Source organism: Paraburkholderia sp. Cy-641 (assembly GCF_011752945.1).
Taxonomy (GTDB): Bacteria; Pseudomonadota; Gammaproteobacteria; order Burkholderiales; family Burkholderiaceae; genus Paraburkholderia.
Genome location: NZ_VWWM01000019.1, coordinates 1 through 11,930, shown reverse-complemented (window position 1 = coordinate 11,930; position 11,930 = coordinate 1). Strand labels below are relative to the sequence as shown.

At 65.8% G+C, this 11,930-nt stretch carries 12 protein-coding genes; 7 read left to right on the top strand and 5 right to left on the bottom strand.

Annotation, left to right across the window (positions count from 1 at the left end; all coding sequences use genetic code 11):
* Positions 1-81: 81 nt before the first annotated feature.
* Both F3J20_RS12365 and F3J20_RS12360 read left to right on the top strand, forming a co-directional pair.
* Positions 82-516 (top strand): CHRD domain-containing protein, encoded by a 435-nt coding sequence (locus F3J20_RS12365; protein WP_167049745.1) that lies wholly within the window; start codon positions 82-84, stop codon positions 514-516.
* A gap of 207 nt (positions 517-723) precedes the next feature.
* Positions 724-1,707 carry an alpha/beta hydrolase gene (locus tag F3J20_RS12360; protein ID WP_167049747.1) on the top strand — a complete coding sequence of 328 codons (984 nt, stop codon included), beginning with the start codon at positions 724-726 and terminating at the stop codon, positions 1,705-1,707.
* On the opposite strand, the gene F3J20_RS12355 is transcribed toward F3J20_RS12360, so the two are convergent.
* On the bottom strand, positions 1,677-2,516 hold the full coding sequence (locus tag F3J20_RS12355) for an EcsC family protein (RefSeq protein WP_167049767.1): 840 nt from the start codon (positions 2,514-2,516) through the stop codon (positions 1,677-1,679). The two genes, F3J20_RS12360 and F3J20_RS12355, sit on opposite strands and share 31 nt — an antisense overlap.
* 149 nt (positions 2,517-2,665) lie before the next feature.
* Between F3J20_RS12355 and F3J20_RS12350 the strand changes: the two genes are divergently transcribed.
* Together F3J20_RS12350 and F3J20_RS12345 are read left to right on the top strand one after the other, a co-directional pair.
* Entirely contained in the window at positions 2,666-4,261 is a 1,596-nt protein-coding gene (locus F3J20_RS12350; RefSeq protein WP_167049749.1) for an MDR family MFS transporter, read from the top strand.
* A gap of 30 nt (positions 4,262-4,291) precedes the next feature.
* Positions 4,292-4,795, top strand: coding sequence for a MarR family transcriptional regulator (locus tag F3J20_RS12345; RefSeq protein ID WP_167049751.1), 504 nt, complete (start codon positions 4,292-4,294; stop codon positions 4,793-4,795).
* Between the two features lie 130 nt (positions 4,796-4,925).
* Here F3J20_RS12345 and F3J20_RS12340 read toward each other — a convergent pair whose 3' ends face one another.
* Complete coding sequence (locus tag F3J20_RS12340; protein ID WP_167049753.1) at positions 4,926-6,203, bottom strand: amino acid deaminase; 1,278 nt, start codon at positions 6,201-6,203, stop codon at positions 4,926-4,928.
* A gap of 165 nt (positions 6,204-6,368) precedes the next feature.
* Here F3J20_RS12340 and F3J20_RS12335 point away from each other — a divergent pair, with 165 nt between their 5' ends.
* The 3 genes from F3J20_RS12335 to F3J20_RS12325 all read left to right on the top strand — a co-directional run bounded on the left by F3J20_RS12335 (position 6,369) and on the right by F3J20_RS12325 (position 9,213).
* Positions 6,369-7,259, top strand: a complete 891-nt coding sequence (locus F3J20_RS12335; protein WP_167049755.1) for a MurR/RpiR family transcriptional regulator — start codon at positions 6,369-6,371, stop codon at positions 7,257-7,259.
* A gap of 14 nt (positions 7,260-7,273) precedes the next feature.
* On the top strand, positions 7,274-8,755 hold the full coding sequence (locus tag F3J20_RS12330) for a D-aminoacylase (RefSeq protein ID WP_167049757.1): 1,482 nt from the start codon (positions 7,274-7,276) through the stop codon (positions 8,753-8,755).
* Positions 8,756-8,826: 71 nt separating this feature from the next.
* Complete coding sequence (locus F3J20_RS12325) at positions 8,827-9,213, top strand: RidA family protein (protein WP_167049759.1); 387 nt, start codon at positions 8,827-8,829, stop codon at positions 9,211-9,213.
* A 116-nt stretch (positions 9,214-9,329) separates the two neighbouring features.
* On the opposite strand, the gene queF is transcribed toward F3J20_RS12325, so the two are convergent.
* The 3 genes from queF to ilvA form a co-directional block, all read right to left on the bottom strand.
* On the bottom strand, positions 9,330-10,154 hold the full coding sequence (gene queF / locus F3J20_RS12320; protein WP_167283513.1) for an NADPH-dependent 7-cyano-7-deazaguanine reductase QueF: 825 nt from the start codon (positions 10,152-10,154) through the stop codon (positions 9,330-9,332).
* A complete protein-coding gene (locus F3J20_RS12315; RefSeq protein WP_167049763.1) occupies positions 10,151-11,053 on the bottom strand; it encodes a 5'-nucleotidase in 903 nt (300 codons plus the stop codon). The genes queF and F3J20_RS12315 overlap by 4 nt, the downstream gene beginning before the upstream one ends.
* A gap of 23 nt (positions 11,054-11,076) precedes the next feature.
* Positions 11,077-11,930: threonine ammonia-lyase, biosynthetic (gene ilvA / locus F3J20_RS12310; RefSeq protein WP_167283512.1), on the bottom strand; the 854-nt coding region annotated here is incomplete at its 5' end.

Sequence of the window (11,930 nt, the reverse complement as noted above, 5' to 3'; positions counted from 1 at the left end):
CCGCCGATTTGCACTAGTATGTGGGAGCTCCGCGCGGCCCGAAACGACACCGCGGCGGCGCGTCAAAGTCCGGAGAAAACTATGATTACGCTGCGAAAATTGAATCTGGCCGTGGTGATGTGGGCGTTGGCGTCGGGTGTGGCGCTTGCGGATACGGTGGCATTGAAAGCGGACCTCGAACCGTCGAGCGAGGTGCCGCCGCGTGTGAGTCAGGGGCACGGCATGCTGAACGCGACCTTCGACACGTCGACCCAATCGCTGCAATGGACCGTCACCTATGAAGGCTTGAGCGGCCCGGCGAGCGCCGCGCATTTTCATGGTCCCGCGCCGGTCGGCCAGAACGCGAAGGTCCAGGTGCCGATCGACAAGAACGCGCTGGCGAGCCCGATCAAAGGATCGGCGAAGCTGACCGAGCAGCAGGTCACGGATCTGATGGCGGGGCAGTGGTACTTCAACGTGCACACCGCGCAGAACCCGATGGGCGAGATTCGCGGGCAGGTCCTGCCGGCCAACTAGGTCCAGCGTCGGCGCGGGCTCGCTGCGGAGGCTGCGGTCCCGGTTGCGGCTTGAGCATGAGTTCAAGCCCAAGCGCCCGGACATGGACGCTCAACGACCCAGCCCCACCAAACCTCAGCAGGCAACCCGCGATTAGAACCCGCCATCCACCGGCATCGCGGCCAACGCACGTACCATGACGGGACATCATTGAAGGAGCATGTCCCGATGAGTTGGCAAAATGCGCTCGCATGCTGGTATTTGCGCAGGCACTTCCGGCCGGAAACGCTCAAGCCGCATATCGACGTCGAACGGGCGCGCGCGCTGACCTCGAAGCGCGTCTGGACGCCTCGCGTGCCGCGCGGCTGGCATCTGCGAGAAACGTACGGCGAGCACGATGCGCCATTGCGCGGCGAATGGCTCGAGCGCGCGAACGGCACGCCGGCCGGCGCCGCGGAACCGGTCGTGCTCTACTGCCACGGCGGCGGCTACTACTTCTGCTCGCCGGACACGCATCGCTCGCTGACGTTCGCGCTCGCGCCGCGCGTCAACGCGCGGCTCTTTTCCCTCGATTACCGTCTCGCGCCCGAGCATCGCTTCCCGGCCGCGTTCGACGACGCGATCGCCGCCTATCGCCAGTTGCTCGTCATGGGTATCGCGCCCAGCTCGATCGTGATTGCCGGCGATTCAGCCGGTGGTGGCCTCGCGCTCGCCACGCTGGTCGCATTGCGCGACGCCGGCGACCCGCTGCCCGCGGGCGGACTGCTGTTCTCGCCGTGGACCGATCTCGCGACGACCGGCGCGAGCCTTCTCGACAACGACAGCGCCGACCCGATGTTCTGCGGCGCGTCGATCGCGCGCGCGGCGAGCGTCTATCTCGGCGATGCGCCGGCCACGCATCCGTATGCGTCGCCGCTCTATGCGGACCTGCGCGGTCTGCCGCCGCTCTACATGATGGTGGGCAGCACCGAAGTGCTGCTCGACGACGCGCGGCGCGTCGCCGACAAGGCGCGCGCGGCCGGCGTCGATTGCGAATGCGAGGTGTGGAAGAACGTGCCGCACGTCTGGCCGATGTTCGCGCCGTTCATGCCCGAGGCGAACCGTGCGCTCGACCGCGCGGCCGCGTTCGTGCGGCGCGCGACGAGCCGCGCCGCGAGCGCCGCCCGCGTCGCCGATGCCGCTCAGTTATCGGGCGTGACGTCGAGCGTCTGATACGCGGCCTCGATCGCTGCCTGGCCATACTCGCGTTCGAGCCGCCGCACCGTGAAGTGCCCGTGCGCGACCTGCTGGAAGTGGTCGATAAACACCGTATTGACCATCGCGCCGAGCACCGCGCCGATCGCCGGAATCGACTTCGCGGCGATCTGTTCGCTGACCTGCACCGAGAAGCGCGCGGCGATCGCGTTGAGCAGCCGCAGCAGCGCCGCCGAGCCGTGCGTCGTGAAGCCCTTGCTCGCGATTTCCGACGACGCCTTCGACACCGCCTGCGCGAGCGCGCCGCGCATGAAGAAATAGCCGAGGTCGGCGTCGTCGTCCTCGCTCGACGTGCCGCCCATGCCGAGCACCGTCAGGCATTGCAGCTGCGTTTCGATCGAGCTCAGGTCTTCGCCTTCGCTGCGCGCGATATCGCAGATCGAGCGGAACATCAGCGTGGTCGTGACCGGCAGCTCGACCGGCAGCGCGACGAGGCCGAACGCCCCGCCGGCCGCGCCGGTGGTCGCCACCGCGAACTTGTGCAGCAGATTGTTCGGCTTGTCGGGCGCGAGCAGCTTGGCCGCGTCGCGCCGGCCGAGCGTGCGCAGCGCGATCGACAGACATTTGCGCAGCGCGGCCTGGGTCGCATCGGCGACCTTTTCGTTGGCGAACGCCGGAATGCGCGAGAGCAGCTTCTCGATCGGCGCGCCGACGATGCTCGCGAGCTTCATCGCGAGTGCGGGGCTTTCGAGCTGATGTTTCGCGCGCCGCAGCGCGCTCAGGTCCTGCTCCGATAAAGACGGTGTTGCGAGCGAACTCGGCTGCATGAGCCTCCCTGGCGTGGTCGTGTTCATGTTCATGGATCCGATGGGTCGGCTTGCCGGTGTGAGGTGTTGCGCCGGCACGTCACGCTTAGAGCCCCTGGCCGTGGTATGATTCCCTATTCTTTGACAAGTCAACTTTTGCTCTATCAAAAATGGCTGTCCATACCGCCGCCCACCATTCGAGTGGGCAAGTTTTACCGTTCCGTGAATCCCTGCTGGCGATGCTCGGCATTTCCTTCGTCACGATGCTGGTCGCGCTCGACCAGACCGTGGTCGGCACCGCGCTGCCCACCATCGTGTCCGAGCTCCGGGGCTTCGAGCTATACGCGTGGGTCGCCACCTCGTATCTGCTGACCTCGGTCATCACCGTGCCGATTTTCGGGCGCCTCGGCGATTACTACGGGCGCAAGCCGTTCGTGATCGCGTCGATCGTCGTGTTCACCGGCGCGTCGGTGCTGTGCGGCGCCGCCAACAGCATGCTGTTTCTCGTGCTCGCGCGCGGCCTGCAAGGCATCGGCGGCGGCATGCTGGTCGGCACCGCGTTCGCGTGCATTCCCGATCTGTTTCCCGACTCGGTCGTGCGGCTGCGCTGGCAGGTGCTGATGAGTTCGGCGTTCGGCATCGCCAACGCGGTCGGGCCGTCGCTCGGCGGCTTTCTTACGCAGTACTACGGCTGGCGCTCGGTTTTCTATGTGAATCTGCCGGTCGGGCTGCTGTCGTTGTTTTTCGTGTGGCGGTTCCTGCCGCATCTGCGGCAGGTCGAGCACGAGGGCAAGATGCGGCTCGACTGGCCCGGCGCGGTGCTGATCGCGGTCTCACTCGGCTCGTTGCAACTGTTCGTCGAATTGCTGCCGAAGCATGGCGTCACGCTGAGCGCGTTCGCGCTGCTCGCGCTGAGCATCGCCTCGGCGGTGGGATTGTGGCAGTGGGAAAAGCGCTGCCCGACCGCGATCCTGCCGGTCGACATGTTCCGTAACCGCAGCCTGTCCGCGCTCTTTACGCTGGCGGTGCTCGGCGGCTTCTCGATGTTCTCGCTGCTGTTCTACGCGCCGCTGCTGTTCCAGGGCGGTTTCGGGATGTCGCCGAAAGACGCGGGGCTGGTTATCACGCCGCTCGTCGTGTTCATCACGATCGGCAGTATTGCGAACGGGCGGGTCGTGTCGCGCGTGAAGAATCCGAACCTGATGCTGTACGTCGGCTTCGCGCTGGTTGCGGTGGCCTGCCTCGGCGTCGTCGTCGCGACCCGTTCGATGCCGCAGTGGGCGCTGATGTCGTTCATGGTCGCGGGCGGCCTCGGGCTCGGCTTCGTGATGCCGAACCTGACGATCTTCGCGCAGCAGACAGCCGGCCGCGAGCACCTCGGTATCGCAACGGCGCTGCTGCAGTCGCTGCGGATGATCGGCGGGATGATCGGCACGGCGCTGACCGGCACGCTCGTCACCCACATGTACAAGAGTGGCGTGCGCAGCGCGCTCGACAGCGCGGGCGCGTCGCACTGGTTCGGCGATCTCGGCGATCCGCAGATTCTCATCAACCGCGAGGCGCAGACCACGCTCGTCGCCCAGTTGACGCACGCGGGCCACAACGGCGCGGTGCTGCTCGAAGGCGCGCGCGAGGCGCTGGTCTCGGCGATCCATCTGGGTCTCGCGATGGCCGCGGTGATTGCCGTGGTGTCGGTGTGGCAAAGCCGCCGCGTGCCGCCGATCAAGCTGCAGCGCAAGCTCGAGCCCGTGATGCACGTGGACTGATTTTTGGACTTGGCGTTTGACGGACAGACTATGGAAGAACAGGACCGCGTCGCCGTGATGCAGCAATTCGGCCGCACGTATCGGACGTTCATGTCCGCTTTCGAGGCGCAGGTGGGGCATCCGTTGCCGCGCTGGCGTATTCTGCTCGCGCTGCACGAGCAGGCCGGCGAGTCGTCGCAGAAGCGGCTCGTCGAGCGGCTGCGCGTCGATCCGGGCGCGCTCACGCGGCAGTTGAAGGTGCTCGAAGGGATGGGCTGGATCGCGCGTAGCATGGATACGCGCGACAACCGCGTGACCAACGTGCGCCTGACCGACGCGGGGCAGGCCGCGACCGAGGCGAGCCTGCCGCGCCGCAATGCGTTTCTGCACGACACGATGGCGGGGTTGCCGGACGATGCGCTCGGGGCGCTGTCGAGCGCGTTGAAGATACTGGAGACGCGCATCGGCGAAGTAGCAGCCGCACCGGGCATGGCGGACGCTACTGTCGCGGCGGTGCCGGAAACGGCCGGCGACGAGGCGGCGCAGCGTATCTGAAGCGCGCCACGCGTTCACAGGTTCACCACGCGTTCGCCGTGCAATAAAAAAGGCTGTGGACCTCAGGGTCCACAGCCTTCGTTTTTTGGGCCGTCGCCGCAAGCAACGGCGCCGCGCGCTCGAATTCGAATCAGAAGAACGTTTCGATTACTTCCTTCACGCGATACTGCGGATCGACGACGAGTACCTGACGCCACTTGTCGAACGTCAGGCATGGGTGCGAAATGTCGAACGCGATCATGTCGCCGACTTTCAGATCGGCGCCGGCGGGAATCCGCAGATACGCGTGCTGGTCCATCATGCCGAAGATTTCCCAGCCTTCGCTCGCGGCGATGTCGCGCGGCGCCTCGCTGCCCGGGCGATAGTGGCGCGCCGGTTCCGGCATGCCCGCGTCGAACGCCGAGTCGCGCTTGCCGAGACCGATGATCGCGCGATCGGGCTCGGGAATCGACTGCACGTAAGCCCACAGTTGCAGCGCCGGCAGCAGCCCTTCGCCCATTTTCTTCGCGACCGGATTGCGCGCGAAGATGTCGGTCTGCGCCTTGCGGTAGACGCCGACGTCATGCGTCAGATAGCAGCCGGGACGCAGCACGACCTCGACCTTGCCCGATTCGGTGGCTTGCGCGAACTCTTCGGCGACCACGTCGTACCACGCCGACCCCGCGCCCGACAGCACCGCCGGCGCGCGCGCGAAACGGCCCTGTGCGACGAGCTCGCGCGTGACGGCAACTGCGCTTTGCAGGAACGCGCGCACTTCATGCTCTTCCTTCAGCACGCCTTCGTACAGTTCGACGCCCGCGAGCTTCAGCACGTCCGGATAGCGCGCGATCGCATCGAGCACCGCGTTGCGCTGCGCTTCATCGCGCACGCCGGTGCGCCCGCCCGGCACGCCGAGTTCGAGCAGCACCTGCAGCGGCTTCTTCACCGACGTGAAGAATTGGCCGAGCTGCTCGACGCCTTCGGCCGAATCGACGAGACAGAAGAATTCGAAATCCGGATTGCTGAGCAATTCGGCGATCATCATCATGTTGTGACGGCCGACCAGCTGATTCGCCATCAGCACGCGCGACACGCCGCCGTGGTAGGCGGCGCGCACCTGGTGGGCGGTGGCGAGCGTGATGCCCCATGCGCCGGTTTCGAGCTGGCGGCGAAACAGTTGCGGCGCCATCGTGGTCTTGCCGTGCGGCGCGAGCTTGACGCCGTATTCGGCGACGAACGCCTGCATCCACTTCAGGTTGTGTTCGACGCGATCGGCATACAGCACGGCGGCCGGCAGGCTCACGTCCTCGTCGAGCAGATTCCATTCGAGGCGCGCGGCGTCGGTGAGCTGGATGCTGGTGCCCGGAACGATGCCCAAGCCCTTGCTATAAGGATCTATCGTCGCGCCTTGATAGTTTGTAACTTTCATGTCTCCGTGCTCCATCGGCCAGTTAAATTGAAACGGATTTGACTTTAGTATGTTACCGAAAGTAGGATGTCCGGAGAAATGTTATTTAGTACCACGCGAGTGCCACGCTCACGCCGGCCGCCGGAAAGGCCCGCGCAGGACGTGCCGCGAACCCCACTGCCTGCCATGAACAGTAGCGCCGAACCGCTCGCTTTCGACATCGTCGCGCGCATCGCCGAATGCGCGCCGGAGTTGCGCTCGGCCGAACGCAAGGTCGCCGCGCTGATTCTCGACGATCTGACCGGCGCGTCGCGCGCGAGCATCGGCGCACTCGCGCAGCAGGCCGAGGTCAGCGTCGCGACCGTCACGCGCTTCGCCAAGGCGGTCGGCTGCCGAGACGTGCGCGAACTGAAGCTGCGGCTCGCGCAGGCGGCCGCGGTCGGTCAGCGCTTCCTGCAAGCGGGGGCCACCGGCGATGCCCCCGAGCCGATTGCCACGCGCGTTTTCGACGAACTGCAAACGGCGCTCGCGCACAATCATCAGTTGCTGCGCCAGGCGCCGCTCGCCGAAGCGGCGGCCGCGCTGCGCGACGCGCGCATGATCTACGTGTTCGGCATGGGCGGCGGCTCGACCGCGCTCGCCGACGAAATGCGTTTCCGCCTCGTGCGCCTCGGCCGGCCGGTCGCGACCTATCAGGACGGGCTGTTGCAGCGCATGGTCGCGAGCACGGTGTCGCGCGAGTGCGTGGTGATCGCGCTGTCCACCACGGGGCGCGTGCCGGAGGTGGTCGAGAACTGCCGGATTGCGCGCAGCTACGGCGCGACCGTGATCGCGCTGACCGCGCCCGCGTCGCCGCTCGCGAAGCTCGCCGACTGGCTGATTCCGATCGTCGCGTTCGAAACCGACTTTATTTACAAGCCGTCGTCATCCCGTTACGCGATGATGATGGCGCTCGATGTGCTCGTCACCGAACTTGCCGTCAGTCAGGGCGACGAGAGCCGGGAACTGCTGCGCCGCATGAAGCACGCGCTCGACGCGCACCGCGGCGGCGGCGATCGACAACCCTTAGGGGACTGATAGGAGACTGATCCATGCATTCGCACCCCGAAGCCGCCGACACGCTGATCGTCGGCGCGCAACTGTACGACGGCACGGGCGCGCCGCCCGTCGAGCGCGACGTGGCGATCCGCGACGGACGCATCGCCGCGATCGGCAATCTGTCGAACTGGCTCGCCGAAGAGGTGATCGAGGCCGACGGCCGGGCGCTCGCGCCGGGCTTCATCGACGTGCATACGCACGACGACACGCACGTGATCCGCTCGCCGCAGATGCTGCCGAAGATCACCCAGGGCGTGACGACGGTGATCGTCGGCAATTGCGGGATCAGCGCGTCGCCGGTGTCGCTGAAGGGCGATCCGCCCGACCCGATGAACCTGCTCGGCGAGCGCGACGCGTTCCAGTACCCGACCTTCGCCGACTACGTAAGCGCGGTGAACGCCGCGCGGCCGGCCGTGAACGTCGGCGCGCTGATCGGCCACACGGCGCTGCGCAACAACCAGATGGACCGGCTCGATCGCGCGGCGACGCGAGAGGAAATCGAAGGCATGCGCGCGCAGCTCGAGGAAGCGCTCGCGCATGGCGCGCTCGGCTTGAGTTCGGGGCTTGCGTACGGTTCGGCGTTCGCCGCGCCGACCGAGGAAGTGATGGCGCTCGCCGAACCGCTCGCCGCGGCGGGCGCGCTCTACACGACGCATATGCGCACCGAGTTCGACGCGATTCTTGACGCGATGGACGAGGCCTACCGCGTCGGCCGCCATGCGCGCGTGCCGGTCATCATCTCGCATCTGAAATGCGCGGGGCCGTCGAACTGGGGGCGCAGCGTCGAGGTGTTGAAGTCGCTCGAAGGTGCGCGCGGCCGGCAACTGGTCGGCTGCGACTGCTATCCGTACAACCGCAGTTCGTCGACGCTCGATCTGAAGCAGGTCACGGGCGATATCGACATCACGATCACGTGGTCCGAGCCGCATCCGGAGATGGCCGGCAAGCTCATCAAGGAAGTCGCGGCAGAGTGGGGCGTCTCGCAGCAGGAAGCGGGCAAGCGCCTGCAACCGGCGGGCGCGGTCTATCACAACATGTCCGAAGACGACGTGCGGCGCATCCTCTCGCATCCGGCGACGATGGTCGGCTCGGACGGCCTGCCGAACGATCCGCTGCCGCATCCGCGGCTGTGGGGCGCGTTTCCGCGCGTGCTCGGCCACTATGCGCGCGATGCCGCGCTGCTGCCGCTCGAAGAAGCGGTACGCAAGATGACGAGCCTGTCCGCGCGCCGCTTCGGTCTCGCGGAACGCGGCGAAGTACATGTCGGCTATCACGCCGACCTCGTGCTGTTCGACCCGGCGAAAGTGCAGGACACGGCGACGTTCGAGCAGCCGCAGCAGGCGGCCGCCGGTATCGACGCGGTGTGGGTCAACGGCGTGCTGTCGTATCGCGACGGCGCGGCGACGGGCGAGCGGGCCGGCCGGTTCGTCACGCGCGGCGCGCCGTCGCAGGGCGATGCGCAGGGCGCGTTCTAAATTTTTCGATTGATGGCGGCATGCGCAGCGAGGGCGCCGCGCATGCCCGACTTTTTTTAAGGAGTATGACGATGAAGCGATATGGCGTGGAAGGCGGAAAAGGAACGGGTGGTCAGCATATGCCGTTCGCCCGTGCGGTCGAAGCGGACGGGTGGCTGTTCGTATCGGGGCAGACGCCAATGGAAAACGGCGAGGTGATCAACGGCGGCATCGTCGAGCAATCGCACAAGGCGATCCAGAACGTGTTCGCCATCCTCGAGGAAGCGGGTTACGGTGCCGAGCACGTCGTGCGTTGCGGCGTGTGGCTCGACGATCCGCGCGACTTCGCTTCGTTCAACAAGGTGTTTCGCGAGTACTTCGGCGAGAATCCGCCGGCGCGTGCGTGCGTGGTGTCGTCGATGGTGATCGACTGCAAGGTCGAGGTGGATTGCGTGGCTTATAAGAAGCCGGCGGCCTGATCTGGCACCCGACTGAAGGCCTCAAATATGACGAGGGCGCGGCAGGCTGTGATGGCGCTGCTGCGCCCTCGTCGCGTTGACCTGCCGCCGCGTTTTGCCGTGCGCGCGCGTTGGCGTTATTGCCGCGCGAGCCGCATGTTGTCCGGCATCGGCAGGTTGTAGTTGGTGCGGAACGGGTTGATGTCGAGCCCGCCGCGCCGCGTATAGCGCGCATACACCGCGAGCTTCAGCGGTTTGCACATCTTCATGATGTCGACGAAGATCCGCTCGACGCACTGCTCGTGAAAGCCCGTGTGATTGCGGTACGAAATGATGTAGCGCAACAGGCTCGCATGATCGATCTGCGGGCCGGCGTAGTGAATCTGCACGCTGCCCCAGTCGGGCTGGCCGGTCACCGGGCAGTTCGACTTCAGCAGGTTCGAGAACAGCGTTTCCTCGACCGGCGCGTCGTCGTGCGCCGCGCTCAACAGCGACGCGTCCGGCTGATAGACGCTCGCTTCGAGATCGAGCCGATCGAGCGACAGGCCGTCGAATTCTTCCATTTTCAGCTTGCCGAATTCGTGCGGCGTGTGCAGATGCACCGACACCGTCGCGCCGCACGATGCGGACACGTCGCGCCTGATCGTGTCGCGCACACTTTCGGCCGAGTCGAACGCGGTCTGCGCGAACGAGCCGAGATAGAGCTTGAACGATTTCGACTCGACGATGTTCGGCGAGTCGGCCGGCACGAAGAACGTCGCGACCGCGATCTGCGGCTTGCCGCGTGTGTTGAGCCACGACAGCTCGTAGGCGTTCCAGATGTCGGTGCCGAAAAACGGCAGTCGCGCGGTAATGCCGATCGCCTCGCGCGCATGGCTGCGCGCAATCGGAAACAGCAGCGTCGGATCGTATTGTTCGGTGTAAGTCGAGGACTTGCCGAGCGGAGATTGTTCGGGTGTCATGATGCGTTCACGATGCCACTCATCACATGCCCGGTCGCCGTTACGACGCGGGCCGATTCGCAGTGGCCGATCTGGTCGTCGAAGAAAAAGTCGGGCTCGAATTCGCGCAGGAAGGCGCTTTTATCGAGGCCGCCGAGGAACATCGCTTCGTCGATTTCGATGTTCCATGCCATCAGGGTGCGGATCGCGCGCTCGTGCGCGGGCGCCGAGCGCGCCGTGACCAGCGCCGTGCGAATACGCATCGGCGCGGCCGCGTCCGCGAGTTTCTGCAGCCGGTGTAGCGCTTCGAGCAGCGGCTTGAGCGGACCGTCCGCGAGCGGCAGGTGCTTGTTGTCGATCTCGTGACCGACGAATGCGCGCAGGCCGTCCTGCTGGAAGATGCGCTCGGCCTCGTCGGAAAACAGCACCGCGTCGCCGTCGAACGCAATGCGGATTTCATCCGGGTACTTGCTCGCCATTTTCGCCGATTCCGGCAACACGCGCGCGGCCGGAAAACCCGCGGCGAGCGCATCGCGCACGTCCTGCTGATTCGCCGACAGGAACAGCGACGCGTTCAGCGGCTTCAGATAACCGAACGGCGCGCGCCCGCGCGTGAACACGCCGCGCTCGATCGCGAGCCCATGTTCGCGGCAGGAGTGAAACGCGCGCAGTCCGCTGATCGGATCGCTGCGCGACAGGATCACGACTTCGACGCGATGGCCGCCCGCGTTCAACGCGAGCAGCTTGCGGATCAGCGGAAACGCCACGCCCGGTTTGGCGGGCACGTTCAGACGCTCGCGCTGCAATGCTTCGTAGGCCTTCAGGTCGCCGGCCTCGTAGATGTGGTTCTCTTCCTCGAAGTCGAACAGCGCGCGCGACGAGATGGCGACCACGAGTTTGTCGGCGAGTGACAGCGCCATCGGTGCGTTCCGGTTCAGAGAGGTCAGGCGAGGAAGAGGCGATAGACCGGGTTTTTCGTTTCTTCCCAGCACGGATAGCCGAGCGTTTCGATGAAGCGCTCGAACGCGGCGTGGTCGCTCTCGGGCACCTGGATACCGACCAGGATCGAACTGTAGTCCGCGCCCTGGTTGCGATAGTGGAACAGGCTGATGTTCCAGTTCGGCGCCATCGACGAGAGGAATTTCATCAGCGCGCCCGGGCGCTCCGGGAATTCGAAGCGGAACAGGCGTTCATCGAGAGCGAGCGGCGAGCGTCCACCGACCATGTAGCGGATGTGCTGCTTCGAGAGTTCATCGAGTGTGAGATCGACGGTGGCAAAACCGTGGGCTTCGAATGCGCCCGCGATCTGCGCCGACTCGCTGCGGTTGCGGATCTGCACGCCGACGAAGATGTGCGCCGAATTGGCATCCGCGATCCGGTAGTTGAATTCGGTGACGCTGCGGGTGCCGACCAGTTCGCAGAAGCGTTTGAAGCTGCCGCGTTCTTCGGGGATCGTCACTGCAAACACCGCCTCGCGCGCTTCACCGACTTCGGCGCGCTCGGCGACGAAGCGCATGCGGTCGAAGTTCATGTTCGCGCCCGAGGTGATCGCGATCAGCGTCTGATTTTCGATGCCCTCCCGTTCGGCATACTGCTTCGCACCGGCCACCGCCAAGGAACCGGCTGGTTCGAGCACGCTGCGCGTGTCCTGGAACACGTCCTTGATCGCGGCGCACAGTGCATCGGTATTCACGAGCAGCACTTCGTCGAGATACTCGCTGCACAGGCGGAAGGTTTCCTCGCCGACGAGCTTGACCGCCGTGCCATCGGAGAACAGGCCCACTTCGTTCAGCGTCA